The 24,866-nt window shown below is 71.5% G+C and carries 26 protein-coding genes; 15 read left to right on the forward strand and 11 right to left on the reverse strand.

Annotation, left to right across the window (positions count from 1 at the left end):
• Positions 1 to 85: 85 nt before the first annotated feature.
• On the forward strand, positions 86 to 613 hold the full coding sequence (locus tag ACTWPV_RS15110) for an NUDIX hydrolase (RefSeq protein ID WP_443152235.1): 528 nt from the start codon (positions 86 to 88) through the stop codon (positions 611 to 613).
• A gap of 7 nt (positions 614 to 620) precedes the next feature.
• On the opposite strand, the gene ACTWPV_RS15115 is transcribed toward ACTWPV_RS15110, so the two are convergent.
• On the reverse strand, positions 621 to 1,223 hold the full coding sequence (locus tag ACTWPV_RS15115) for a CGNR zinc finger domain-containing protein (RefSeq protein ID WP_443152236.1): 603 nt from the start codon (positions 1,221 to 1,223) through the stop codon (positions 621 to 623).
• A gap of 85 nt (positions 1,224 to 1,308) precedes the next feature.
• Here ACTWPV_RS15115 and ACTWPV_RS15120 point away from each other — a divergent pair, with 85 nt between their 5' ends.
• Genes ACTWPV_RS15120 through ACTWPV_RS15130 form a run of 3 tightly spaced genes read left to right on the forward strand, consistent with a single transcriptional unit; the run spans position 1,309 to position 2,854 of the window.
• On the forward strand, positions 1,309 to 2,058 hold the full coding sequence (locus tag ACTWPV_RS15120; RefSeq protein WP_443152237.1) for a phosphodiesterase: 750 nt from the start codon (positions 1,309 to 1,311) through the stop codon (positions 2,056 to 2,058).
• Positions 2,055 to 2,675 (forward strand): LysE family translocator, encoded by a 621-nt coding sequence (locus ACTWPV_RS15125; RefSeq protein WP_443152238.1) that lies wholly within the window; start codon positions 2,055 to 2,057, stop codon positions 2,673 to 2,675. Before ACTWPV_RS15120 ends, ACTWPV_RS15125 begins: the two co-directional genes overlap by 4 nt.
• Positions 2,676 to 2,695: 20 nt before the next feature.
• Positions 2,696 to 2,854: a hypothetical protein gene (locus ACTWPV_RS15130; RefSeq protein ID WP_443152239.1), complete on the forward strand. Its 159-nt coding sequence runs from the start codon at positions 2,696 to 2,698 to the stop codon at positions 2,852 to 2,854.
• 57 nt (positions 2,855 to 2,911) lie between these two features.
• On the opposite strand, the gene ACTWPV_RS15135 is transcribed toward ACTWPV_RS15130, so the two are convergent.
• The gene (locus ACTWPV_RS15135) at positions 2,912 to 4,102 is read right to left on the reverse strand and encodes a YbfB/YjiJ family MFS transporter (RefSeq protein ID WP_443152240.1); all 1,191 of its coding nucleotides are present in this window, start codon (positions 4,100 to 4,102) and stop codon (positions 2,912 to 2,914) included.
• 650 nt (positions 4,103 to 4,752) lie between these two features.
• Between ACTWPV_RS15135 and ACTWPV_RS15140 the strand changes: the two genes are divergently transcribed.
• The 3 genes from ACTWPV_RS15140 to ACTWPV_RS15150 all read left to right on the forward strand — a co-directional run bounded on the left by ACTWPV_RS15140 (position 4,753) and on the right by ACTWPV_RS15150 (position 7,011).
• On the forward strand, positions 4,753 to 5,607 hold the full coding sequence (locus tag ACTWPV_RS15140) for a GON domain-containing protein (RefSeq protein WP_443152241.1): 855 nt from the start codon (positions 4,753 to 4,755) through the stop codon (positions 5,605 to 5,607).
• Between the two features lie 89 nt (positions 5,608 to 5,696).
• Entirely contained in the window at positions 5,697 to 6,014 is a 318-nt protein-coding gene (locus ACTWPV_RS15145; protein WP_443152242.1) for a lysostaphin resistance A-like protein, read from the forward strand.
• A gap of 133 nt (positions 6,015 to 6,147) precedes the next feature.
• Entirely contained in the window at positions 6,148 to 7,011 is an 864-nt protein-coding gene (locus tag ACTWPV_RS15150) for an LLM class F420-dependent oxidoreductase (protein ID WP_443152243.1), read from the forward strand.
• 96 nt (positions 7,012 to 7,107) lie between these two features.
• Here the strand turns inward: ACTWPV_RS15150 and ACTWPV_RS15155 are convergent, their stop codons facing one another.
• Together ACTWPV_RS15155 and ACTWPV_RS15160 are read right to left on the reverse strand one after the other, a co-directional pair.
• Positions 7,108 to 7,482, reverse strand: a complete 375-nt coding sequence (locus tag ACTWPV_RS15155) for a peptidase inhibitor family I36 protein (RefSeq protein ID WP_443152244.1) — start codon at positions 7,480 to 7,482, stop codon at positions 7,108 to 7,110.
• A gap of 153 nt (positions 7,483 to 7,635) precedes the next feature.
• Complete coding sequence (locus ACTWPV_RS15160) at positions 7,636 to 8,235, reverse strand: TetR/AcrR family transcriptional regulator (RefSeq protein ID WP_347650816.1); 600 nt, start codon at positions 8,233 to 8,235, stop codon at positions 7,636 to 7,638.
• An 86-nt stretch (positions 8,236 to 8,321) separates the two neighbouring features.
• Between ACTWPV_RS15160 and ACTWPV_RS15165 the strand changes: the two genes are divergently transcribed.
• From ACTWPV_RS15165 to pip, 3 genes are all read left to right on the forward strand, one after another.
• Complete coding sequence (locus tag ACTWPV_RS15165) at positions 8,322 to 8,594, forward strand: antibiotic biosynthesis monooxygenase (RefSeq protein ID WP_347650815.1); 273 nt, start codon at positions 8,322 to 8,324, stop codon at positions 8,592 to 8,594.
• A 138-nt stretch (positions 8,595 to 8,732) separates the two neighbouring features.
• Entirely contained in the window at positions 8,733 to 9,710 is a 978-nt protein-coding gene (locus tag ACTWPV_RS15170; protein WP_443152245.1) for a nucleotidyltransferase domain-containing protein, read from the forward strand.
• A gap of 69 nt (positions 9,711 to 9,779) precedes the next feature.
• The gene (pip, locus tag ACTWPV_RS15175) at positions 9,780 to 10,739 is read left to right on the forward strand and encodes a prolyl aminopeptidase (RefSeq protein ID WP_443152246.1); all 960 of its coding nucleotides are present in this window, start codon (positions 9,780 to 9,782) and stop codon (positions 10,737 to 10,739) included.
• A gap of 245 nt (positions 10,740 to 10,984) precedes the next feature.
• Here the strand turns inward: pip and ACTWPV_RS15180 are convergent, their stop codons facing one another.
• Both ACTWPV_RS15180 and ACTWPV_RS15185 read right to left on the reverse strand, forming a co-directional pair.
• A complete protein-coding gene (locus ACTWPV_RS15180) occupies positions 10,985 to 12,154 on the reverse strand; it encodes a Cmx/CmrA family chloramphenicol efflux MFS transporter (protein ID WP_443152247.1) in 1,170 nt (389 codons plus the stop codon).
• Between the two features lie 320 nt (positions 12,155 to 12,474).
• Complete coding sequence (locus ACTWPV_RS15185; protein WP_443152248.1) at positions 12,475 to 12,963, reverse strand: VOC family protein; 489 nt, start codon at positions 12,961 to 12,963, stop codon at positions 12,475 to 12,477.
• Between the two features lie 86 nt (positions 12,964 to 13,049).
• Between ACTWPV_RS15185 and ACTWPV_RS15190 the strand changes: the two genes are divergently transcribed.
• Positions 13,050 to 13,985 carry a helix-turn-helix transcriptional regulator gene (locus ACTWPV_RS15190; protein ID WP_443152249.1) on the forward strand — a complete coding sequence of 312 codons (936 nt, stop codon included), beginning with the start codon at positions 13,050 to 13,052 and terminating at the stop codon, positions 13,983 to 13,985.
• On the opposite strand, the gene ACTWPV_RS15195 is transcribed toward ACTWPV_RS15190, so the two are convergent.
• A complete protein-coding gene (locus tag ACTWPV_RS15195; RefSeq protein WP_443152250.1) occupies positions 13,982 to 14,770 on the reverse strand; it encodes an alpha/beta fold hydrolase in 789 nt (262 codons plus the stop codon). The genes ACTWPV_RS15190 and ACTWPV_RS15195 overlap by 4 nt on opposite strands.
• Before the next feature lie 162 nt (positions 14,771 to 14,932).
• Here ACTWPV_RS15195 and ACTWPV_RS15200 point away from each other — a divergent pair, with 162 nt between their 5' ends.
• Positions 14,933 to 15,352, forward strand: coding sequence for a YciI family protein (locus tag ACTWPV_RS15200; RefSeq protein ID WP_347646191.1), 420 nt, complete (start codon positions 14,933 to 14,935; stop codon positions 15,350 to 15,352).
• Positions 15,353 to 16,633, forward strand: coding sequence for an RNA polymerase sigma factor (locus tag ACTWPV_RS15205; protein ID WP_443152251.1), 1,281 nt, complete (start codon positions 15,353 to 15,355; stop codon positions 16,631 to 16,633).
• A gap of 196 nt (positions 16,634 to 16,829) precedes the next feature.
• Here the strand turns inward: ACTWPV_RS15205 and ACTWPV_RS15210 are convergent, their stop codons facing one another.
• The 3 genes from ACTWPV_RS15210 to ACTWPV_RS15220 all read right to left on the reverse strand — a co-directional run bounded on the left by ACTWPV_RS15210 (position 16,830) and on the right by ACTWPV_RS15220 (position 20,803).
• Complete coding sequence (locus ACTWPV_RS15210) at positions 16,830 to 17,762, reverse strand: DUF5996 family protein (protein ID WP_443152252.1); 933 nt, start codon at positions 17,760 to 17,762, stop codon at positions 16,830 to 16,832.
• A gap of 87 nt (positions 17,763 to 17,849) precedes the next feature.
• Positions 17,850 to 19,052 (reverse strand): hypothetical protein, encoded by a 1,203-nt coding sequence (locus ACTWPV_RS15215; RefSeq protein WP_443152253.1) that lies wholly within the window; start codon positions 19,050 to 19,052, stop codon positions 17,850 to 17,852.
• A gap of 113 nt (positions 19,053 to 19,165) precedes the next feature.
• Positions 19,166 to 20,803, reverse strand: a complete 1,638-nt coding sequence (locus ACTWPV_RS15220; RefSeq protein WP_443152254.1) for a dolichyl-phosphate-mannose--protein mannosyltransferase — start codon at positions 20,801 to 20,803, stop codon at positions 19,166 to 19,168.
• Positions 20,804 to 20,880: 77 nt separating this feature from the next.
• Here ACTWPV_RS15220 and rsmI point away from each other — a divergent pair, with 77 nt between their 5' ends.
• Together rsmI and ACTWPV_RS15230 are read left to right on the forward strand one after the other, a co-directional pair.
• Positions 20,881 to 21,732 (forward strand): 16S rRNA (cytidine(1402)-2'-O)-methyltransferase, encoded by an 852-nt coding sequence (rsmI, locus tag ACTWPV_RS15225; RefSeq protein WP_347646196.1) that lies wholly within the window; start codon positions 20,881 to 20,883, stop codon positions 21,730 to 21,732.
• A gap of 52 nt (positions 21,733 to 21,784) precedes the next feature.
• A complete protein-coding gene (locus ACTWPV_RS15230; RefSeq protein ID WP_347646197.1) occupies positions 21,785 to 23,329 on the forward strand; it encodes a dolichyl-phosphate-mannose--protein mannosyltransferase in 1,545 nt (514 codons plus the stop codon).
• On the opposite strand, the gene ACTWPV_RS15235 is transcribed toward ACTWPV_RS15230, so the two are convergent.
• On the reverse strand, positions 23,223 to 24,812 hold the full coding sequence (locus ACTWPV_RS15235; protein ID WP_443152255.1) for a hypothetical protein: 1,590 nt from the start codon (positions 24,810 to 24,812) through the stop codon (positions 23,223 to 23,225). The two genes, ACTWPV_RS15230 and ACTWPV_RS15235, sit on opposite strands and share 107 nt — an antisense overlap.
• Between the last annotated feature and the right edge of the window lie 54 nt (positions 24,813 to 24,866).

Consider the following 24,866-nt stretch of genomic DNA (forward strand, 5'->3'; position numbering starts at 1 on the left):
GGACGGAGGGACGCAATAATCTTGTGGATACGAGATCAACTGTCAAGCCGATTCGGCTGAGTGACCGAGCGGACAGGAGCCAGCGGTGCGGACGCGACGAGGTGCCCGGGTTGTGCTGCTGGACCAGGACGATCGGATTCTGATGATCCGGCACAGGGACGACGGCGCCATCGTCGTTCCCGGGTCTCCGGTCCGGGAGCTGTTCTGGGTGCCCCCGGGTGGAGGCTTGAAGGAGGACGAGGACTTCGTTCAGGCCGCTCGCCGGGAACTGCTGGAGGAGACCGGGCTGGCGGAGGTCGAGTGGGGGCCGTGCCTGTGGACCCTCGATGCGGACGTGCGGTGGCGCGGCGAACCCGTGCACATGCACGAGCGGTACTTCCTCGCGCGGGCACGCGGCGCGCAGACCATCACCCGCGCCTATCTGGAACCGGGCGAACAGCAGGCGATCATCGACCACCGATGGTGGTCCGTGGCTGAGCTTGTCGCGGCCCGGACCACGGAGACCCTGCGGCCTGTGGGACTTCCGGAGTTGCTGGCCGAGTTGCTGGCCGCAGGGGGACGTCCGTCAGGCGGGCCGCGTGCCCTGTCCGTCCAGCACGGCGCCACGGAGTGAGACGGGGTCAGGAGGCGGGCGTGGCGTTGTGGCGCTGATAGTGGCGTGCCGCCCGCGCCCGGTTGCCGCATGACGGCTTGCACCATTCCTGCCGCCCGTGGCTCTTGACGAAATAGCGCACGCAGCGCGGCGCGTTGCAGGCCCGCAACTGTTCGCGTTGCGGGCCGCTCAGGAAGTCGATGGCAGCCCGGGCCAGGGCGGCGATCAGCCGGACGTTCGCGTCGGATTCATCCGACAGCACGCCCGCCCGAGGTGGTGAGTCCGCGGGCCAGTCGAGTTGCGGGGCGATGGCTTCGCGGGCGGCCGCCGCGTTGAGGTGAGCCAGCGCCTGCTCGACCGGCATCAGCCGGTGGGCGTCGGCCCGGCTCGGCGGCGCGGGGCTGACCGCCTGCGCGAAGAGGGCCCGCACGGCCCGGCGCAGCTCGACGATCTCGCTGCCGAGTTTCTCGTCCACCGTGAGCGCCGCGACGTCGACGTGGTCGGCCAGCAGTTCGGCCTGCTGGTGGATCCAGCGGGCGGTGCTCTGCGGCGTGGCCAGGTCGTCGGCGACCCCGCCGCTGCCGTCATGGCGGATCGTGCTCGCCAGTTCAAGGGCAGGCCAGCGCTCCACGCTCACCCCTCCGGGTTGTCCATCTCCTCTTCGTACCTTACCGTTCTAACGGTAAATCTTATTAAACCATTAGAAGGACGCCACGATGACGTTGTTGCTGGCCCAGATCAGCGACCTGCACCTCGACGGCACCGACAGAGCGCTCCGCCGCGCCACCCGGGTCATGAACTACCTGCGGGCACTTCCCCGACCGGTCGACGCCGTGCTGGTCACCGGCGACATCGCCGATCACGGGGAGGAGGCCGAGTACGAGCAGGCCGCCCAGGTCCTGCCCGCCCCCTTCCCCGTGCTCACCTGCCCCGGCAACCACGACGCCCGCCCGGCCTACCGCAAGGCACTGTTGCGGCAGCCGCCCGACCCCGGCCCCGTCAACGAGGTGCACCACATCGGTGGCACCGCCATCCTGATGTGCGACTCCACCATCCCCGGCCGCAACGAGGGCCGCCTCGACCCGGAAACCCTCGCCTGGATGCACGCCACCCTCGACGGCCTCACCCCTGACACGCCCGCGCTGATCGCGTTCCACCAGCCGCCCGTCGCCCTCCATCACCCGTTGCCCGACTCCCAGCGGCTGGAGGAGACCGGCGACCTGGCCGCTCTGCTCGACGCCCACCGACAGGTCGTGGCCGTGCTCACCGGCCACGCTCACACGCCGGTCGCGTCCACCTTCGCGGGCCGCCCTCTGATCGTCGCGCCGGCCATCACCTGGACCCTGCGCCTGCCGTGGGAGGGCGACCAGCCCGCCGACCGCGAACAACCGCCCGGCCTGGCCTTTCACATCCTGGACGACGACCGCCGCCTGACCACCCATTACCGCGTGGTGCTGAAGGGGTGATCCACCCGTACGCGGTCGCCGCGTTCGTCCTGGCGATCCTGCCCGTCATCGCCACCCCGGGCGCCAGCCTGACCCTGCTGATCCACCACGTCGCAGCCGGCGGCCGCCGCCGGGCTCTGCCCGTCATCCTCGGTACGGTCAGCGGCCTGTACGCCCACGCGACCCTGGCCGTCGCCGGCCTGTCGGCGCTGGTCATGCACTCCAGCCAGGCCTTCACCGCCGTCAAACTCCTCGGCGCGGCCTACCTCGTCTGCCTGGGCCTGTGGACCTGGCGCTCCACGACCAGGCCTCCCCCTCCCGCGCTGACGGACCAGCCGGAAAGGCGGACCGGCTCCGTCTACACCCAGGCCCTGCTCGCGAACGTGCTCAACCCCAAGGCCGCCTCGATCTACCTGACCCTGGTCCCGCAGTTCATCCAGCCCGGGCGCGATCTCGGCGGGCAGATCATCGCCCTGGCCACCGCCCACGCCCTGCTGATCTCGGTGTGGTTGCTGGCCTGGACGGCGCTCCTCCATCGGGGGGCGCAGCTCCTGCACAGGGCCCGCTTCAAGCGTGCGGCCGGCAAGGTGGCGGCGGTGGTGCTCGTCGTCCTCGGCCTCCGGGCCGCCACGACGTAGGCGGTGTACACCGGCCACGGGTGAGACGCGCCGTGCGCGGCAGCCAGACGGACAAGGGCTCCTACACGACGTACGCCGGTCCGGTGAGCGTGTACGCCAAGGGCAAGTGCATCAGCTTCGCGGGGCAGGTCGGCAGCAGCAGGCCGCTCGAAGGCGTGACCAACGCCTATTGCGACTGACCGCGGACGACCCTGAACAGCCGGTACGTGGCCCCTGGGTGGCCGGGGCCGCACCGGTCACCCGCTGCGCCGGCGAGGCGTGTCCCCTTCGGGGCCGGGGCGCGTACGGCCTGCGGCGAGGGCGATCGCGGAGGCGGCGGCGCACAGGATCGCGGTCCACGCCAGGGTCGCCTCGGTGGAGGTGTGGTCGGCGACCACGCCGGCGATCCACGGCCCGGCGGTCTGGCCTGCCGCGAACACCGTGGTGAAGGCCGCCAGCGTGGCGGTCCAGTCGGCGGACGGGACGTTGCCCTTGATGAGGGCGGTGATCGCGGCGGGGACGCCCATGAAGGTGGCCCCGTAGACGATCGCGGAGGCGAGGATGACCGGCGGCGCGGGTGCCGCCAGCGCCAGCGCGGCGCCGCCACCCAGGAGCGCGAGCAGGGTGGCCAGGGCCCGGGTGCCGGGCCATCGGGTGGTGGGACGGTTCCACAGCGCGGGTGCGGCGATGACGGCCAGGCCGAGCGCCGTCCAGGTGAGCACCACCTGCCCGAGCGGGGCGCGCTGGTCGGCGAGGTAGGCGGACAGGAACGTGATGTAGGTGATGTATCCGGCGGCGAACAGCAGGTAGGCCAGGGCGGGTCCCCACAGCGGGCGTACGCGGGCCTGGCCGGCCGTGGCGGGTCGCGCGTCCCCGTCCGTACGCGCCGCGCCCCAGCTCGCCACGGTGGCCAGCGCGGCGGCGGCGGCCAGGCCGGCCCAGCCCAGGCGCCAGTGCTCGCCCAGCACGGGGACGCCCACGCCGCTGACGACGATGCCCAGGCCGGTGCCGGCGAAGTACACGGTGATGGGCGTCCCGGAGGCCGCGCGGGCGGCGACGTGTGAGGCGATCACGCCGCCGGTGACGAACACCACCGCCCCCGCCACTCCGGCCGCGGCCCGCGCGGCGAGCAACGGCAGGTAGGCGTCGCTCGCCGCGGTGGCGGCCAGCGACACGGCCGTGAGCGCCATGCCGATGCGGAAGGCGGCGGTGGCGCCCCAGCGGCGCACGACCGCGGCGGTCACCAGCGCGCCGAGGAGGTAGCCGAGCCCGTTGGCGGTGCTCATCGCCCCGGCTTCGGACAACGTCCAGCGCAGGTCCTCGCGCATGGCGGGGAGGAGCAGGCCGTAGGCGAAGCGCGCGAGGCCGAGGGCCGAGGCGGTGCCGAGCGCCAGCAGGCCCGCCTGCCATGCCGCACCGGACCCCGCCTTCGGCGCCGTCCGCGTCATCGGCCGCACCTTCTGGTGGCGGCGTCGCGGCGGCGGGTCGCGGCGTTGCGGGCTTGCGGGGAGGAGAACTGGACGGGCATGGCACCCCATAGATCGAACCGATCGGTACGAACTCGATGCTAGCAGCGGAAGCACGACGTTCCGCCAGGCGGCAGCGCCGGTCCTCCCAGGTCGCGCGGGCCCGCAACGTCGACGTACCGAGGCCCGGCGACCCGCCGGCTCGGGCGCGGCCGTGCGGGATGTCCGGCTGGAGATGTCCGCCGACGACGGCAGGACCTGGCAGCCCGTCAAGGCGCGACGTGGGGGGACGGGCTGGCGCGCAACGATAACGAATCCCGATACTTCAGGATTCGTTTCTCTTCGGGCTGAAGTCACGGATAAGTCCGGCGCCACGCTCACCCAGACGATTGCCCGTGCATACGCGGTCGGATAACAAGGAAACGGGCTGCTCCCGCATGGGCGGCGGCGCCCATTTCTGCCCTGTGGCCCGCATGCGGCGCAGTCCACAGGGCTTTCCGTCGCCCTCCGGTGGGGGCCCAAATGTTTGAGAATTAATTCTCCCGCCCACGCCAGGTCGTGCCGTCGAATCCATGAGGCGTTTGTTAATCTCCACACGCAAACGGTCCGTTCGCAGCTGGAGGGGAAATCTCATGGCTCGACCGCACGTCCGAACACTGGCATTTCTGGCGGCAATGGGCGCCGCGCTGCCGGTGGTGGCCCAGGTGCCGGCGCACGCCTCCGCCCTGCCGGTCTTCAGCAGTTGCCAGGACGTCCGCCGGACGAATCCGATCGCCAGGGACGGCACGTACCTGCTCATCAACAACGGAAACGTGTTCACGGTGTACTGCCACAACATGGCCACCAGGCCCAGCGAATACATCACTCTCGTGAGGAGGGGCCGGGACGCCAATTTCTCGCAGTACACCGCCGGCGGCGCCTCGCCCGGCACGGACGTCAGGACGACCTTCACCAGGCTGCGCGTCGACCCCCGCACCCTGACCGTGGACATCGGCGACCTGACCTTCGCGTCGTCCACCGGTTCGCTGCGGCACAGCTCGACGACCGTGACGAGCATGCCCTACGGCGCCGCCATGGCGTGCACCGGCCGGGCCGACGGCCGGGGCAACATCGACCTGCGTGACACGCCGTTCCAGGTGGACGACACGTTCGTCACGGCCGGCAACGGCGCCCACGGGTCGGCGAGCGTGAGCGCGCGCAACCAGGTGGTCGGCCTGCGGGGCGGCGGCTACTGCGGCTGGATCACGCCGGCTCCGGCGATGTACAACCCCTTCAACCCGAGGCCGGGCACGCCCCACCTCGAGCTGAGGTGCGCGGGCGACGGCATGGTCTTCTCGCGGGGCCAGTTCTGCCTCCGCCTCGACGACGGCGCCCCGGTGACCACGCAGGTGCGGCGGCAGGGCGGCCAGGGCCGGGTCATCGTGCAGCACGGCGGCAAGGCGGTGGCGGTGCTGGCCCCCGACGGTCAGGTGCGCTCCCTGCGCTGAGACGTTCCGCTCGGCAGGCCCGGTTCCCCGACGGGGAGCCGGGCCTGCCGCCCAGCGACTTCGCGGCGACCGCCGATCCCGTCACCCTGGTGATCACCGTGGTCGTGGTGTTCGCCGTCAACAGCCTGCTCGAAGAGGTCTTCTACCGGCGCTGGCTGCAGACCCGATGGGAGCACCTGCTGGGTCCCTGGCCCGCGATCGTCCTTTCCTCGCTGCTCTGGGCGGCCTGGCACGTCGGTATTCAGGGCACTGGGGACCTGCCGGGAGACCTGGCCGCCACGTTCGTCAACCAGGGGGTCCAGGGGTTGTTCCTCGGCTACCTGTGGAGCCGCTACCGGCTGATGTGGCCCCTCCTGACCGTGCACGGCGCGGTGAACGCCGCCCCCGTCCTGCTGGGACTGTGGTGACCCGCGCCTCGTGAGATAATGACGGGGTACGGAGCCCTCTCCGCCTCGGACCGCGTCCAGGCGAGAGGGTTTTTTCATGCCCGCGGTGACGCCTTCCCGCGGACGCCTTCTCCCCGATCAAGGAGTGATCCCCGTGGACCTGGGTCTGACCTGCCCGCGTTTCACCTGGCCCGGTGGCGACGCCGCCATCTCCGACAGGTTCGCCGCCGCGGCCCGCGGCGCCGACCAGGCGGGGTTGCGCAGCTTCTGGGTTATGGACCATCTCTTCCAGATCCCCAACTTCGGGACCGTGGAGGATCCGATGCTGGAGGCGTACGGCGCGCTGTCCTACGCCGCCGCCCTCACCGGCCGGGTGAGCCTGGGCGCGCTCGTGACCGGCGCCGTCCACCGCGAGCCTGGCCTGCTGGTGAAGCAGGTCAGCACCCTCGACGCGCTCTCCGGCGGGCGGGCGGTGCTCGGTATCGGCGCCGGCTGGTACGAGCCCGAGGCCCGCGGGCTCGGCCTGCGTTTCCCGCCCTTGGCGGAGCGGTTCGAGCGGCTGGAGGAGACGCTCCAGATCGCCCGGCAGATGTGGAGCGACACGGACGAACCGTACGAGGGCCGCCACTACCGGCTGGAACGCACGCTCAACGCCCCCCAGGCGAACCCGCCCGTCCTCATCGGCGGCAGCGGGGAGAAGAAAACCCTCCGGCTCGTCGCCGAATACGCCGACATGTGCAACTTCCTGTACGGCGCGGACGTCACGCACAAGCTCGGCGTGTTGCGCGCCCACTGCGAGCGGCTGGGACGGCCCTACGAGGAGATCGAGAAGACCCTCCACATGCGCGTCCCCGACGGCCAGAGCGTCGAGGAGAGCGTCCAGCGCTGCGGCGAGCTCGCCGGGCTGGGCATCGACCACGTCATCGTGGCCGTGCCGGACGCGGCCGACGACCGGTGGCTGGCGCACCTGGCCGAACTGGCCGTACGGATCGCCGGCATCACCCCGTCCGGCCGCTAGGCGCTGGGGCGGCCGAGACGTCCCCGGCCGCCGCTCCGCTGTCGTCCACGTCCCGCCGGAGAGGTCACGGGCGAGCGCGGAGGTCGTGCGTCCGGGTCAGCAGCGGGGCGCCACCGCGTCGATGCGGCCGCCGAAGTCGTTGTCGTAGACCCTGCGGTAGTCGCCGTTCCTGACGATGCGGGTCTCCTTCCTGGTGGGCACGTGGATCCAGTTGATGAAGCAGCCGGCGGCGTGGGCCCGGAACGACCCGACGTTGTCGTGCAGCGCGGGCGGCACGTCGACGTAGCCGTTGCCCGGGTTCCAGCACCAGGACGCGCCCGTGTAGTTTCTGCCGCTCCACAGGCAGATGTCGCCCGCCCTGGACGATCCAGGAGCCGCCGCGGCCGGGACGGCGCCCGCCACCAGGACGAGGCCGATGGCGGTGGTGACAGCGGCGGTGAGGGTGGCGATCCGCGCGCGAGTGGTCTTCATGCAGTTCTCCTCGTGTCGGTGCTGCCGCGGGCTGCTGCCCTGGCGGCTCCGTCACATTGTGTAGCAGCGCGGATACGTATCGCGTTCGCCCGGTGGATACAAGATCCGGGACCTGGGGCGGGGGAGAACTGACGTACTCGTGACAGCGGTCGCTCAGGGGGGCGTGAGGTCGCCGGTGAGGTGGTGCTGCACGACCGGGGCCACGTACGCGACCGCGGCAGGCCGGTCCAGGGCGGCCAGCGGCTCGACGCGCAGGACGTAGCGCGCGGTCGCGACGCCGAACAGGTAGGCGCCGGTGAGGGTGGCGCGGAGCTCGGCCTGGTCGGCCCCGATGGCGCGGGCCAGAGGCAACATCACCGCGTCCGTCATGAACGCCGTCACCATCGCCGAGGCGCTGGGAGCCGCGGCGGCGGCCCTGATCACGGCGAGCATCCGGGGGCCGGTGTGCGGGTCCTCCCACAGTTCCAGGTAGCGGTCGGCGAGCCGGGCGCCGAGGTCGGACGGGTCGCCCTCGCCGGCGAGCGAGACCAGCGAGGCGACGGGCGGGTCGTCGCGGAGGGCGGCGTCGAAGAGGCCGTCCTTGCTGCCGAAGAACTGCAGGACCAGCGCCGGATCGACGCCCGCGGCGCGGGCGACGCCCCTGATCGTGGTGAGGACGTAGCCGTGTTCGGCGAAGCTCCGCTGCGCGGCGGCCAGGATGTCGACCCGTGTCCGTGTCGTGCCTGGCCGGCGGCCTCCTGGCCTTGTGGTCACTCGTTCAAGCATAGCCATCGATGTTGAACTTCTCGGTCACTCCAACTAACTTGGTCTCAACACTGTTGATATATGGAGGCGTGACCATGGAGTACCTGCTTGTCCGCCAGCGGTTCACCGACTACGACCAGTGGCGCGCGGCGTTCGACAGCCTGGCGGAGGTCCGGGCGGCGGCCGGCATGCGTACGGCGCTCGTCAGCGTCAACGCCGACCAGCCCGATGAGGCCGTCGTGCTGTTCGAGTGCGAGGACGCGCAGGCCATGCAGCAGCACTACGCGTCGGAGGCGCTCCAGGACGCGCACCGGCGCGCCGGCGTGGTGCCCGGAAGCAACCAGGCCACGGTGCTGCTCACCCGCTGACCCGACCCTCGGCCCGTGCGCCGGCTCCCGTACGGTTCCGTCCATGACAGAGCGACGCGCGATTCTCAGCGGCTCCACCTTCGAGGAGCAGATCGGGTACGCCCGCGCCGTGGTGGACGCGCGGCGGGGCGGCGCCGCATGAGCGTCTCGCCGCGCTGGAGAGAGCTGCACCGCGACCGCGTGGACGAGGCGGTGCGCAGGTTGTCCGCGATCCCCGGCGTGCACGGCCTGATCGTCGGCGGCAGCGTCGGACGCGGCGAACCCTGGCCGATGTCCGACATCGACGTGCTCCCCCTCTACGACGGCGACCCCGAGCGGACCGCGGCGCACGTCGAACGCGAGCAGGCCGAGCTCGTGGACTGGTGGGCCGCCAGCGGCCGGGCTCAGACGCTCGACCTCGGCTGGCTGGCGTTCACCGTCGCGGAGGCGCGGGAGGCGGTGTCGGCGGACGCGGCGTGGGCGGTGGAACGGCTGACGCGTGACCGGCGCTGGTTCCACGGGATGGACAAGGCCTTCCGTGGACGTCCCGCCGACCCCGGCGACCTGCTCACGGGCCGCTTCGTGGCCTGGCTGACGGAGATGCGCTTCCATCCCGCCGTGGTCGAGGCCAGGATCGGCTGGTGGTCGCGGAGCGCGGCCGAGGCCCGCGATCGGGCCCATCGGGAACGCGCGGCGCAGCGCCTGGACGCGGCCACGTACGAGCTGCGGGAGGCGGCGCGGGCCCTTCGCCTGGCCGTGCTGGAGCGGTGGGGCGAGCGGCTGGGCTCCATGGGCAGGGAATGGACCAGGTTCGAGCGGATGGCGGCCGCCCGTGGGGAGGAGGCCCTGGCCGAGCGCATCGCCCTCCTGGCCGGCGCGCGTGCCGGCGACGCGGCCGAGCGTGAACGGCTGGCGCCGCCGTGGTTGCGTGAGCGGATCGACCTGTGCTGGGAGGCCCGCCAGGCCGTGGGGGAGCAGGTCACGTACCAGCAGAACGCCCGCGACCAGTTGGCCGCTTTCGACGTGCACGTCGCCCGCCACCGCCCGGATCTGGCGGGCCCCTGGACGGGCAGTCCGGACCCCGCCCTCGACGACCGGCTCCGCCGGCTCGACGTCCTGCTCGCCGAGCATTCCTGACGGCCGGTCCTCAGATATCTAAGTGCTGTTACATTTATCCAAGCACTGTTACATCTGAGAGGGACCGCCTTGAATTCCCCCATCGAGCCGTACGAACACGGCATGCTCGACGTCGGTGACGGCAACCTCGTCTACTGGGAGGTCTGCGGCAACCCGGAGGGCAAACCCGCTCTCGTCGTGCACGGCGGGCCGGGCTCGGGCTGCTCGACCAACGTGCGCCGCACCTTCGACCCCGAGCGTTACCGGATCGTCCTGTTCGACCAGCGCAACTGCGGGCGCAGCCGCCCCCATGCCGCCGACCCGGCGACCGACCTGAGCGCCAACACCACCCACCACCTGATCGCCGACATGGAACTGCTGCGCGGGCACCTCGGGATCGACAGGTGGTTGCTGTACGGAGGGTCGTGGGGGTCGACGCTGATCCTCGCCTACGCCGAGACCCACCCCGAGCGGGTGTCGGAGATCGTCATCCCCGCCGTCACGACCACCCGCCGCTACGAGATCGACTGGCTCTACCGGGGCGTCGGGCGGTTCTTCCCCGATGCGCTGGAGCGGTTCAGGGAAGGAGTGCCCGAGGCCGACCGTGGCGGCGACACGTTCGCGCTGCTGGCGGCGTACGCGCGGCTGCTGTCCGACCCCGATCCCAAGGTGCGGGAGAAGGCCGCCACCGACTGGATCACCTGGGAGGACGCGGTGATCTCCATGGAGGTCAACGGCAAGCCGAACGCCTACAGCGACCGGCCCGCCGACGCGGTGATGGCCATGACGCGCATCTGCTCCCACTACTTCTCCAACGGCGCGTGGCTGGAGGAGGGAGCGCTGCTGCGCGACGCCCACAAGCTGGCCGGCATCCCCGGCGTGCTGATCCACGGCCGCCTCGACATGGGCGGACCGCTGGAGACGGCCTACCAGCTCGCCCAGGCCTGGCCCGGCGCCGAACTGGTCGTGGTGGAGGACTCCGGGCACACCGGCAGCACGACGTTCAGAGACGCGATCTTCGCGGCTCTCGACCGTTTCGCCGGCACGTGAGAGCGAACCCGCGGCTCGGGATCATCTGGGGGATCAGGACGGTGCCCCTGGTGACCATCGCCTCGCCGTCGGTCGGGTGAGCCGCGGGTTCGTACGGCCCGCAGGGGAAAGGGCGCGGCCAAGCACCGGCGTCCGCATCGCCGTGCCCCGGCCCCCGTGCTGACCTGCTGTTACGCTAACCGCGGCGGACGTGCGCACACCACCGGTTTTTCGCCTGCGGCCGGTGAGCGCGCTCCGGTCGCGGATCAGGGACGGGCCGCCACGCCGCGCGGAGCCCGCCCGACCGTGCCCGCGGCTCCCGCCACGACCAGCGCGGCGACCACCAGTGCGGCGCTCACCCACAGCGGGGAGCGGAAGCCGAGCCCGGCCCCGATGGCGAGCCCGCCGAGCCAGGGCCCGGCCGTGGCGCCGACGTTGAGCGCCGCCGTCGCGAAGCCGCCGCCCAGGGTGGGCGCCTCCGCCGCCGCGTAGAGCGCCTGGGAGATCAGCGTGGAGCCGACGGCGAACGACAACGTTCCCTGCACGAAGACGAGCACGATCGCCGGCGCCGGCTCCCCGGCCGTCATCGCGAACGCCGCCCATCCGGCGGCCAGCGCCACCCCGCCGCCCACCAGCAGCCCGATCGGACGCACGTCGGCGAGCCGCCCGCTGATCGTCACCCCGGCGAACGACCCCAGCCCGAACAGGGCCAGCATCGCCGGCATCCAGCCCGGCCCGATCCCGGTGGCCTCGGTGAGCAGCGGGGCGAGGTAGGTGAACGTGCAGAAGGTGGCGCCGTTCACCAGCGCGCCCAGGAGCAGCAGCACCAGCAGGCGCGGGCTGCGCAACGCCCGCGACTCGCCCCGAGCAGTGGGCCCGTGGAGGTCCGCGGGGGCGGCGGGGACCGATCGTACGACCGCGACGATGGCCGGGAGCAGGGCGGCGGCCACCGCCCAGAACGCCGAGCGCCACCCCCACACCTCGCCCAGCAGGGCGCCTGCGGGCACGCCCGCGACGCACGCGAGCGTGATGCCGCCGAGCAGGACGGAGGTGGCGCGGCCCTTGGCGTCCGGCGGGGCCAGGCCGATCGCGGTCGCCATGGCCACGGCCAGGAAACCGGCGTTGGCCAGCGCCGCCACGACCCGGCTGACCAGCAGGACCTCGTAGCCGGGAGTGACCGCGCCGGCCACGTGGGCCAGCAGGAACGTGAGCAGGAAGGCCAGCAGCGCGCGCCGCCGGGGCCAGCGCAGGCTCAGCACCGCCATCAGCGGCGCGCCGGCCACCATTCCCACGGCGAAGGCCGACGTCAGCAGCCCCGCGGCGGGGACGGATACGTGCAGGTCTCGCGCGATGCCCGGCACCAGACCGGACAGCATGAACTCGGACGTGCCCTGGGCGAAGACCGCCAGCGCGAGCAGGTAAACGGCGAATGGCATGAGAAGAACTCCGCGACCACGATCGGGCAGGCCGGACGTCGGCCCGCCGATGGAAGAAGAACCTGACGGCGGCACGCGAGAGCGGCGCACGGCTCAGGTGGGAAACAGCCCGCAGCGGTGATCCGAGTGGCGAGCGGTCGCGGGACAGCGAGGATCCCGGCCTCAGCGAGGCCGGGCGAGGCGACAGCGCGAATCAGCCACCGGACGACCGGTGGCTAGCGTCTTGACGCCTCAGGGCTGGACATACGCGGCAACCTAGCAACCCCGCGGGCGGCCCGTCCAACCCTTTCCTCGCCTCATGCCCTTCCCGGTGCCGGCGATCACCGGTCTCTGCCAGGGAAGAAGTCCGCGCTCTGGACGTACTCCATCGCTTTCATGAACTCCGGGTCACCCAGGCGGCGCTCCATCTCCTCCTCCGAGACGTCCTCGATGTGGGTCTGGATCCAGTAGAGGTTGCCGAACGGGTCACGCACACGCCCCACCCGGTCGCCGAAGAACAGATGGGTGACCTCGGTGACCGACGTCCCACCCGCCTCGACGGCCCGGCGGTGGACGGCGTCGGCGTCGGGGACGTACAGGCGCAGGAAGGCGGGGGTGGGCGGCCAGTCGGGCTGGGCGTCGAACATCATCACCACCGCGTCGCCGACGCGGACCTCCGCGTGCCCGATGCGCCCGTCGGCGACGGTCATGCGGCCCAGCTCGACGGCGTCGAAAGCGGCCTTCAGCCAGTCGATCAGGCCGGCCGTGTCGTGGCCGATGATCCACGGCGTGACGCTGGTGTAGCCCTCGGGTATCGCGCTGACGGTCATGATTCCTCCTGGTGCGAGTAGGCGCGGACCACGCTAGACGCCCAGTAGGTCAGGACTTGTCCTACATGTCGGGCATGCTGAGATTTATGAGCGACTCCCGCCTCCTGACCCTGCTGTCCCTGCTCCAGACCCCGCGCGAGTGGCCGGGCGGCGAGCTGGCCGAACGACTCGGGGTCAGCCGCCGCACGGTCCGGCGCGACGTCGAACGCCTGCGCGCCCTCGGCTACCCGGTAGCGGCCAGCATGGGCGCCGACGGCGGATACCGGCTGGTCGCCGGCACCGCGATGCCGCCCCTGCTGCTGGACGACGAGGAGGCGGTGGCCATCACCGTCGGCCTGTCCACCGCCGCCCGGCATCCGGTGCAGGGCATCGAGGAGGCTTCGGTACGCGCCCTGGCCAAGCTCGAACAGGTGCTGCCGGCCCGCCTGCGCCATCGCGTCGGCGCGCTCGGCGCCGCCACCGTGCCGATGCCCGTGCCCGGCGCGCCCGAGGTCGATCCCGAACTGCTCGCCGCCCTGTCGATGGCCGTGACGGGAAAGGAACGCGTGCGCTTCGCGTACCGGACCAACGACGGCAGGACGGGCGGGCGGCTGGTCGACCCGCACCGGCTGGTCGCGGCCGGGCGGCGATGGTACCTGCTCGGGCACGACCGCGACCGCGACGACTGGCGGATCTTCCGCATCGACCGCATCGCCGATCTGCTGCGGACGGGCGCCAGGATCGCACCGCGCGAGCCGCCGGCCGACGCCGCCGCCTACGTCGCGGACCAGCTCTACTCCACCGCCCCCGCGTACGAGGCCGTCGTCACGCTGCACGGCCCCGGCACGGAGGTCGTCAGGGCGCTCGGCGAGGTCGTCGGCGAGGACGAGCGGACCTGCCGGCTGCGCATGCACGCCGACACCCTGGACTGGCTCGCCTTCCGGCTGCTCTCGCTGGGCTGCGAGTTCGAGGTGCACGAACCGGCCGAGCTGGCCGCGCACCTGCGGAAACTGGCCGCCCGCCTCACCCGGGCCGCCGGCTAGACCGCGCGGGCCGATCCGGCCAGGAACTCCAGCACCAGCGGGCTCGCGACCTCGCGGAACTCCTCGAAGTACGCGTGCCGTGCCCCCTTTACCATCCGCAGCCGCGCGTCCGGGATGCGTTCGGCCAGCAGCGGCGCGTTGGCCGCCGGGTTGAACACGTCGTCGGTGCCGTGCACGATCAGCGTGGGGGCGGTGATGGAGGGAAGCGCATCCCAGCTGTCGTGCCCGGCGCTGGCGGCCAGATGGCGGCGCCGCGCGTACGCCGGCATGCTCGGGTCGCCGACGGTGCGATGCGGGCCGGGGTGCGTGGCCAGCCAGGCGGGGGTGTACATGAGCTCCAGCAGCGCCCGCTCGGCCGCGGCCCGGTCCGGCTGGGCCAGCGACCTGCGGACGTCGTTGTCCCGCTCGAACCCGTGGGCGCCGCCCGGCGAGCTGCACCCGAGCACCAGCGCCCCGACCCGATCCGGATGGTCGGCCGCCAGCCACTGGGCCACCCGCCCGCCCATCGACGTGCCGTAGATGTGCGCCCGTTCCACGTCCAGCTCGTCGAGCACTGCCAGCACGTCGGAGGCGAACCCGCGGGTCGTGTACGGCTCGTCGGGCTTGTCGCTGTGGCCGGTGCCGCGGTAGTCGAAGGTGATCGTGGTGTACGACGACCCGAAGTCGGCCCGCACCGGGTCCCACCAGCGGTGGTCGTTGGCCTGGCCCTGCAGCAGCACGAGGGGCGGCCCTGCGCCGCGGACCTGGTAGGACAGCTTGACGCCGGTGGCGTTCGCGTATGGCACGCCTTCGATGGTGCCCTACGCGCGGGCCCGTACGTCATCGGGGCGGTCACGGGCGTGGACGGCGGCGGCGTGCTCGTGTGAATCTTTTCCGGGAACGTGTCCGGCACGCGGCCTCGGCTCCGACGTCCCTGGCGAGAGGCAACGGAGGAAGGAATCACCACGATGAAGTACATGATCCTTTCGTACGGCTCGCAGCGTGACTACGACGTGCTGTCGGGCAAGGACTCCGGCGGCGAGGCCGCGTGGAAGCCGGAGGCCGTGGAGGCGATGGTCGCGTTCATGACCGAGTTCAACAGGGAGCTGGAGGAGTCGGGGGAGCTCGTCGAGACCCGGGGCCTGGCGGCGCCCGTACACACCAGGAGGCTGGAGTCGAAGGACGGCCGGCCGGTCGTCACCGACGGGCCGTACGCGGAGACCCAGGAGGTTCTCGCCGGCTACTGGATCGTCGACTGCGAGAGCTTCGACCGCGCCACCGAGATCGCCGCCAGACTGGGGCGGTGCCCCTACCCCGGCGGCGCCTACGACGACGCCTACGCCGACGTCAGGCCCATCGTCGACGCCGCGGCCGACATGGGGTTCTGAGTGACGGACGAGCCGGTGACCGAGGACCTGCTGCGCGAGCTGGCGCCGCAGGTCCTCGGCGCGCTCGTCCGGCGGTACGGGCACTTCGCGACCGCCGAGGACGCCGTGCAGGAGGCGCTGCTCGCGGCCGCCCTGCAGTGGCCGGACGAGGGCATGCCGGACGACCCGCGGGCCTGGCTGATCACCGTGGCGTCGCGGCGGCTGACCGACCTGCTCCGCAGCGAGCAGGCGCGCCGGCGCCGCGAGGACACCCTCGCCTCGTGGAGGCTGCCGGAGGAGTGGCTGTCGCCCGCCGCCGACCAGCCCGCCCCGGCGGCGGACGACACGCTGGTCCTGCTGTTCATGTGCTGCCACCCGTCGCTCGCGCCCGCCTCGCAGATCGCCCTCACGCTCCGCGCGGTGGGCGGCCTCACCACGCGGGAGATCGCCCGCGCCTTCATGGTGTCGGAGCACACCATGACGCGCCGCATCACCAGGGCGAAGAACCAGGTCAAGCGGAGCGGGGTGCCGTTCCGGCTGCCCGGTGAGGGCGAGCGGTCCGTACGCCTCGGCGCGGTGCTGCACGTGCTCTACCTGATCTTCAACGAGGGCTATTCCAGCTCCTCGGGGCCGCACCTGCAGCGCGCGGAGCTGGCGGCGGAGGCGATCAGGCTCGCCCGCGTGGTCCACCGGCTGCTGCCCGACGACGCCGAGGCGGCCGGGCTGCTCGCGCTCATGCTGCTCACCGACGCGCGGCGACCGGCGCGTACGGGCCCTGACGGCGCGCTCATCCCGATGGCCGAGCAGGACCGCGGCCTGTGGGACGCCGCCGCCATCGAGGAGGGCATCGCTCTCGTCACCGCCGCGCTCTCCCGCCGCACGCCCGGCCCCTACCAGCTCCAGGCGGCGATCGCGGCGCTGCACGACGAGGCGCGCACCGCGGAGGAGACCGACTGGCCGCAGATCGTGGCACTGTACGAGCGGCTGCTGGAGATGTCCGGCAACCCCATGGTGGCGCTCAACCACGCCGTCGCCGTGGCCATGGCCCGCGGCCCTCAGGCGGGCCTCGACCTGCTCGAACGCCTCCAGCACGACGACCGGCTGGCCGGTGACCACCGGCCGTACGCGGTCCGCGCGCACCTGCTGGAGATGTCCGGTGACCACGCGGCCGCCCGCGAGGCGTACGAGGAGGCGGCCGGTCGCGCGATGAGCGGGCCCCAGGAGCGCTACCTGCACGCCAGGGCCGCCCGGCTCGCGCCCGACGGCGCCCCCGCGCATGAGCCGCCGGGAAAAATCGCCTGACGGGGAATGTCCGGCCGCCTGGCGGGGTTATATGACGCGTGGCCGGTGTGATCAGTGTCCCCGGGCCTCACCTATTGCCTTCGCGGACTACCGTTCGGCTGGAGCCGCGTTGTGCCTTTCGCCGAGAGGCGACCTGCACACCGGTGCGCACTCGTGGAGCGCCCGCCCTCTCCGGAGGGCGGGCGCTTCGCGCTTTTCAGGCCCTCCCGTAGTAGGGGTCGGTCACGCCGCCCGGGGAGGCCAGGGCCTCGGTGTCGAGCCGGGTCAGCCTGGCGCCCGCCAGGTAGGCGCTGTCGAGGAACTCCAGCACCGCCGCCACCGGGTCTTCCATGCCCCGCACGTCGTCGTAGCGGAGCACGGCCAGGTGGCTGCCCCTGGCCGGCAGCCATTCGGCCTGCGCGGGCCGCAGCGGCTCGCGCTCCAGCCCTTCGGGCTCGGGCGCGGTGTAGGAGTAGAACGCCGGCCATGGACGTTCTTTGTCGCCGAACCAGAAGCCCGAGCTGATGACCTCCCAGCTGTAGGCCTCGCGGGTCACCGGGTCGGCGTCGGGCGAGACCCGGACCACGCGCCCGGTGAACCGGGTGACGGCGACGTCGAACGTGTGCCAGAAGTGGTGCACCGGGCTCGTCTTGCCGGCGAATCCGGCGGCGAACCGGTCGAGGAGCTGCACCACCTGCGACAGGATCCGCCAGTAGCGGTTGATCAGCACGGGGTCGTAGCGGGCGTGCAGGCTGTCCTCGGGGAACGGCGTGTCGTCCCCCATGTCGAACGGCACCGCCCAGATCTCGGGCCGGATGCCCAGCCCGGCCAGGGTCTCGAACAGCCGGTCGTGGAACGACGCCACGGACCGCCCGATCAGGCCGAACTCCGCGCTGCGCCCGTCGAGCACGTCGATCAGCAGGCGGTGGCGGACGAGGTCGAAGTCGATGCAGAACAGCGGCTGCTCGCCCAGGCCGCCCATGGGTCGCGTGGTGAGCCCTCGCCCGGTCGGGTGGAAGGGCACCTGCCACCAGTGGTTGCGCCGGTTGCTCGACGCCAGCCGGATCTTGCCCACGATCTGCGCGAACCTGTGAAAGGTCTCCTTGGCCTCCGTCCACTCCGCGAGCGGCATGGCAGGGAACAGCTCCATGACGGCCCCCCTTCTGGTGCTGCCCCGCCATCGTAACTACCGCACGTGTTCGAACAGCTCTCCGGGGTCATGGGCGGAGGCCGGAGCTCATCCCGAGCTGACGTATTTCCTCGGCCGCAGCGCGTGTGCGCGCAGCGCCGCCAGCGCGGCCAGCTGGCCCGGGCGGCGCATCCGCACCGCCAGCTCGTCGCTGTAGGCCAGCTCCAGCGCCGTGAGCTGGGCGACCAGGTCGGTCACGGGCGCGGCGACGTCCTCCAGGCTCGTCGCGGGATGCCAGCCCTCACCGCCGACCACCTCCGCCACCCGCTCGCGCAGCTCGGCGGGCGACATCAGGGTGCCGTCGGCCAGCAGCATGAGCGCGGCCTCGCGGGCCGACACCTCGAACTCGTGCTCGCCCCTGGCCAGCAGCAGCTTGGTGACCGCCCTCCACATCGCCTTCGGGGACTTGAGCAGCCGCTTGCCGTGGTCGGTGATGACCAGCTTGGCGCCGTCGCGGCTGATCGCGCCCAGCTCGCGTTCGGCGAGCTCGCGCAGCCTGAGCGCCTCCGGAGACGGGGCCAGCCGCAGCGGCAGGCTGCCTTCCGAGGCGGCGGCCAGGGAGAGCAGCCGGTGCAGGGCGGGCAGGGGTTGCGGGGTCACGGGCGCGTGCAGGCGCACCTCGAACGGCTGGGCCAGCTCGCGCCTGGCCGGGCCGCGGCCCAGCACCCAGCGGTTGAGCCGCTCGCCGTGCACCCGGTTGAGCCAGCTGTCGCCGCCCAGCTCGGCCCGTGGCTCGGTGAGCCAGCGGCGGGTCAGCGCGGTGCGGTCGACGCTCGCGCGGGCGACGATGGCCAGCTCGAGCGCGGCGGAGCAGGCCAGGTGGGCGCCCAGCTCCTCCGGGCCCATGATCATGCTCCACTGGAGTTCCGGCACGTCGGGCGGGAGCACGCCCGTGGCCTCCAGCGCCTGCTGGTAGGCGCTCGCGCCGGCGTCCTCGCCCTCGCGGGTGTACGTGCGCAGGATCTTGATCGTCGTGGGGGACGTGCACAGGTCGGCGTACCGCTCCAGCCCGCCGAGCCGCAGCAGTTGGCCGAGCGAACGTGCGAGGCGCTCGTGGTCGCCTCCGGGCTTGAGCGGCCCTACCTTGATCGGCAGGGTGTACCAGAGAAACTCGCAGACGTCGAGCTGGGTTACCGTCTCCAACGGCTCCCCACCCGTCAACCATTCGACGGCGGTCCTGGCCTCTTCGGCAAGGTCCGGCTGAGAGCGCTCCAACTCGGCGAGAAGGGCGGTGACATCCGGTGCACTCATGCCTCGAAGTTTGCCGTATCGACCCCGGACCTGACGATGTCCGAAGGTGGTGCGTATCGGGTCTTGCACTGCGACTGCCCTAATAAACCACTATTGAGCCGACGAAAACGTGATCATATCCACTGCTTCTCGAACAGCATGCGGGCCTTCCACTCGACGTACGGGATCAGCTCACCCGACAGGACGGGATGCAGCCACCAGAAGTTGATCAGAGCGAGCAGGGCGAAGGCGCCGACGACGGCGGCAGCGGCCGGCCGGCGATAGTAGGGGTATCCCGGCACCCTCTTGCCCGCGCGCCCGATCATCAGCCCCGCGCACAGCGTGATGGCCAGCACCATGAACGGCACCATCGGGATGGCGTAGAACAGGAACATGGTGCGGTTGCCGGCGATGGCGAAGTAGAACCACGGCAGCCAGCCCATGCCGTAGGCCAGCAGCACGGCGCCGGCCCGCCAGTCGCGCGAGGAGACGTACCACGCGATGAGGGCCACCAGCGCCGCCGCCGCGCCGAACCAGATCACCGGCGTGCCCACGCCCAGCACCGCCTCCGAGCAGTCCTTGACGCCGCAGGCGTTCTGCCTGGCCTCGTAGTAGAAGGCCACGGGACGCAGCAGCAGCGGCCACTGCCACGGCTCGGACATGTAGGGGTGCGAGGTCTCCAGCCCGCTGTGGAAGGTGAAGACCTGCCATTGGTACTGGACCCACGACCGCATCGAGTCGAAGACGAAGTAGAGCGGCCCGGACGAGGTGGCCTGGTCCCAGTTGCGGCCGTAGCCGGTGGCGTTGACGAACCAGCCCGTCCAGGTGGCCATGTACGCCACGAACGGCACCGCCACGAACGCCAGCGCCCCCTGCGGCACGTCCCTGTTGAACGCCCCCATGTACGGGCTGCGCAGCCCCACGGCCCTGCGCGCCCCGAAGTCCCACATCAGCGACATGATCGCGAACGCCACCGCGAACGCCAGCCCCGACCACTTGACCGACATCGCGAAGGCGAGGCACACGCCGGCGGCGATCCGCCACCACCTGATGCCCAGCCACGGCCCCTGCGGCGACAGCGGCGAGCTCTCGTACCAGGCGACCAGCCGTTCCCGTGCCTGGTCGCGGTCGGCCACCAGGCAGGCGAACGCGGCCAGCACCCAGAACATGAGGAAGATGTCGAGCAGCGCCGTGCGGGAGAGCACGAAGTGCAGGCCGTCGAGGGCCAGCAGCAGACCGGCGAAGCAGCCGAGCAGCGTCGAGCGGGTCATCCGCCGCGCCACCCTGGCCAGGACGAGGATCGACAGGGTGCCGATCAGCGCGGCGGCGAAGCGCCAGCCGAACGGGTTGAGCCCGAACAACCACTCGCCGGCGCCGATCATCCACTTGCCCAGGGGCGGGTGCACGACGTAGGAGGCGCACTTGTCCATGGTCTCGGCCGTGCACGACTGCCAGATGCCGCCGGTGTCGCCGGCGATGATGGCCTTGTCGGCGTCCTTGACCGTGACCCGCTCGACCCCCCAGGTGATCAGCGAGTAGCCGTCCTTCATGTAGTACGTCTCGTCGAACACCACGGCCTTGGGATGGCCGAGATCGAGGAAACGGAGGACCCCGCCGAACACGGTGACCAGCAGCGGGCCGAGCCACCCCCACAGCACGCTTCCGCGCATGGGAGGAATCACCCGATCGCGTACGGACCGGGCGGCCTCGTGCTGGCCGTCGCCGGCCTCCGAGTCGTCAAAGGCCTGGTACGAGGAGTCGGTCACCGCCATTCGGCCATCGTACGGGCCCCCAGCGGAAAGCCATGCAGAAACACCGTCTAATAGGGATAGCCTGCCACAATGGTCGGGTGACTGGAGAGCGCGGCAGGCTGGTGCTGGCAGGAGCCCCCATAGGCCAGGCGGGCGACGTCTCGCCCCGCCTGCGCGAGGCGCTCGAAGACGCCGACGTGGTCGCCGCCGAGGACACCCGCCGGCTGCGCAGGCTCGCCGCGGAGCTGGGGGCGGAGATCACCGGCCGGATCGTGTCCTACTACGACCAGAACGAAGCGGGCCGGGCCCAGGAGCTCGTCGAGGTGCTGCGGGAGGGCCGCACGGTCGTCGTGATCACCGACGCGGGGATGCCGGGCGTGTCGGACCCGGGCTACCGCCTGACGACCCTCGCGGTCGAGGCGGGCGTCACGGTCACCGCGCTGCCGGGCCCGAGCGCCGTCACCACCGCCCTGGCCGTGTCGGGGCTGCCGAGCGACCGGTTCTGCTTCGAGGGTTTCCCGCCGCGCAAGCCGGGCGAGCGCGCCCGCCGCCTGGCCGCGCTGGCGGGCGAGGAACGCACGATGGTCTTCTTCGAGGCGCCGCACCGGCTGGCGAGCTCCCTCACGGCCATGGCGGAGGCGTTCGGGCCCGGCCGCGAGGCGGCGGTCTGCCGCGAGCTGACCAAGACGTACGAGGAGGTGCGCCGGGGCGGCCTCGGCGAGCTGGCCGCGTGGGCCGAGGGCGGCGTCAAGGGCGAGATCACGGTCGTGGTCGCCGGTCACGTCGCGCGGGCGGAGGAGCAGGACATGGACGCGCTCGTCGCGCAGGTCGACCGGATGGTCGCCGAGGGCGCGCAGCGCAAGCTGGCCGTCGCCGAGGTGGCCAAGGGGGCGGGCATTCCCAAGCGCGAGCTTTACGATCTGGTGCACAGGAGATCAGCGACACCATAAGGTGCGCTTCGTGAGTAAATGGGGGGCTTCACCGCGTCGACTGATCCCGCCCATGCAGGACGGCGTCCTGCTGGGGTGGGTCGGGCCGATCGTGGTGGCGATCTTCGGCGGCATCCTCAGGTTCGTCAGGCTCGGCGATCCCAAGTCCGTCGCCTTCGACGAGACGTACTACGTCAAGGACGCCTACTCGCTGCTGCTCCACGGCGTCGAGCGGACCATGCTCGGCGACGCCGACAACCCCATCGCCGACCGCCGGCTCATCGCCGGCAACCTGGACATCTTCAAGCAGTGCGCGCAGCCCTCCGACTGCGCGTCGTTCGTGGCCCATCCGCCGCTCGGCAAGTGGATGATCGGCGCGGGCGAGTGGTTGTTCGGGATGAACCCGTTCGGCTGGCGCTTCGCCGCCGCGCTGATCGGCACCCTGTCGATCCTGATCATGGCCAGGGTGGCGCGGCGGATGACCCGCTCGACGCTGCTCGGCTGCCTGGGCGGGCTGCTGCTGGCGCTCGACGGCCTGCACCTGGTGTTGTCGCGCACCGGGCTGCTGGACATCTTCCTGATGTTCTGGGTGCTGGCCGGATTCGCCTGCCTGGTGGCCGACCGCGACCAGGCGCGGGAACGGCTGGTCGCCTGGTACGAGAGCTCGCCCGTCGCCGGCATGGGGCCGCGGCTCGGGCTCAGGCCCTGGCGGATCGCCGCGGGTGTCTGCCTCGGCGCCGCGTGCGCGGTCAAGTGGTCGGGCATCTTCTTCCTGCTCGCGTTCGCCGTAATGAGCCTCATGTGGGACATGGGGGCCAGGCGGGCGCTGGGGGCGCGCGAGCCGGTCAGGGGGGCTCTGGCGTACGACCTGCCCGGCGGGTTCGGGGCGATGGCGCTCGCGTCCGCGGCGACGTTCACGGCGTCGTGGGCCGGGTGGTTCGTCAGCGCGGACGGCTGGGGACGCAACTGGGCGCAGGCCACCTCGTCGGGGCCCGCGTTCTTCGTGGTCGACTCGGTGCGGTCGTGGCTGCAGTACCAGCTGCAGGTGCTCGGCTTCCACAGCGGGCTGGACACCTACCACCAGTACATGTCGGAGCCCTGGCAGTGGCCCGTGCTGCTGCGGCCCGTCACCTTCCACTACGCCGGTGACCTGCCGCCGTCGGCGTGCGGGGCCGACAAGTGCTCGCAGGCCGTGATCGGGGCCGGCACCCCCGCCCTCTGGTACGGGGCCGCGCTCGCACTGATCGCCCTCGTCGTGTGGTATTTCAACACCCGCGACTGGCGGGCCGGCGCCGTGCTGCTGGCCTACGCGGTCGGCTGGCTGCCGTGGTTCTACTACGCCATCGCCGACAACCGCACCATGTACCTGTTCTACATGATCCCCGTCGTGCCGTTCATGGTGCTGGCGCTCGTGCTGGTGGCAGGGCTGATCCTGGGCAAGGCCGCGGCCACGCCCGCGCGCAGGGCGTTCGGGGCCGCGGTCGTGGGCGCGTTCACGCTCATCGCCCTGGTCAACCTCTGGTGGCTTTACCCCGTGCTGACCGCCGAGACCATCGCACACGCAGAATGGTGGGCCCGGATGTTCCTGCGCTCCTGGGTGACCGTCGCACCGAAGTGACGCCCTTGCGCAGCGTGATCGCCGCCGCGATGCAGGCCAGCGGCACGGCCGGAAGCACGTAGCGGTAGTCGAACTCCGCCGTCGCGGCCGGGGCCAGCAGCAGCCCGAACGCGCCGAGCCACGGAAGCACGACCGGGCCGCCGAACTTGCGCCACCGGACCGCGACGCCGTACAGGCCGATCAGCAGGATCCCGCCGAGCACGATGCCGCGCAGGTAGAACACCTTCTGGTAGCCGCTCATGATGTCGGCCCACGGATGCACGATCCTCGTCTCGGGCGGGCCCTGCTCGTAGCTGAACGCGTCGGTGTCGGTGCGGCCGCCCGCGTACGACGACCACTTCGGCAGCCGCTTGGGCTGGCCGTTCGCATCGATCTCGTAGTAGGGCTTGAACTGGTACATGTTGTACGTGGACTCGTCGGGGAAGCGCGGCCGGGCCCAGTGGAACGAACGGAAGAAGTCGCGCACGACCACCTGCAGATAGTCGCCGGGCTGCGACAGGATCGCCCGCGTGGCGAACTTGCTGGCCGCCTCGTTGGTGATCTCGCTGAACTTCTTGTTGGTGCCCCATCGGTGCAGCACCTCGCCCGTGCCCGTGCCGTCGCCGTTGCCCTGCCCCCACAGATACCACTGGGCATAGTCTTTGCGCTGGCTGACCGGGTCGTTGATGCAGAGCAGCAGCAGCTGCACCTCGGTGTACTTGTCGATGTCCATCTTGTTGCAGTCGGCGAAGATGGCCGTGCGCATGTACAGGATGAGGCCGTCGCTGTTGGTCATGGCGAATTTGCCGTACGCGGAGGCGAACCAGCCCATGTAGGCCAGCACCGGGATCGCGCAGGCCGTGATGACGGCCGTGATGGGCCGCCAGCCGGTGCGCTTGACCAGGAGATAGAGCACCACCAGGGCCAGGATGGGCAGGCCGATCGAGCGGGTCAGCCACGTCAGCGACAGCAGCAGGCCGATCACGGTGCCCGCCTGCCACGTCAGCCGCCGCTTCCACAACACCATCGTGATGACGCCGACCACGAGCAGCATGAACATGGTGTCGGACATCACCAGCTGCTCCAGCTGGATCTGGTAGGCGTCGAACAACACCGGCGCGGCGGCCAGCGTCGCCCCCCACTTCGGCAGCCTGAACTTGATGCGCAGCAGCGCGTAGATCAGGCAGGCCGTGGCCAGGCCCATCAGGTGCTGCGTCAAGACCACCAGGGTGAAACTGTGGAACGGCTTGAGCAGCATCAGCCAGAAGCTGTAACCGTCGGGCCTGATCGGGTGGGGCCTCGGGTGCAGGGCCACCGAGACGTACTCGTAGGAGTCGTTGAACCACATGGCCGGGCCGTAGCCGAGCATGGTGATGAGCCGCAGCACGGCGCCGACGCCGAAGGCCGCGGCGAACACCCGATGCCGGCGCATCATGGACAGCGCACGGGCTGCCGGGCCAGGAGCGGAGTGGTCCACAGGGGTAATCTCCGCGACGCTCACCATGCTGTAAAGAATGCCAGTCGTTTGTGGGTCTTGACCCGACCACACTCGGGCACA

Origin of the sequence: Nonomuraea sp. KM88 (assembly GCF_052245635.1) — a bacterium.
Taxonomy (GTDB): domain Bacteria; phylum Actinomycetota; class Actinomycetes; order Streptosporangiales; family Streptosporangiaceae; genus Nonomuraea.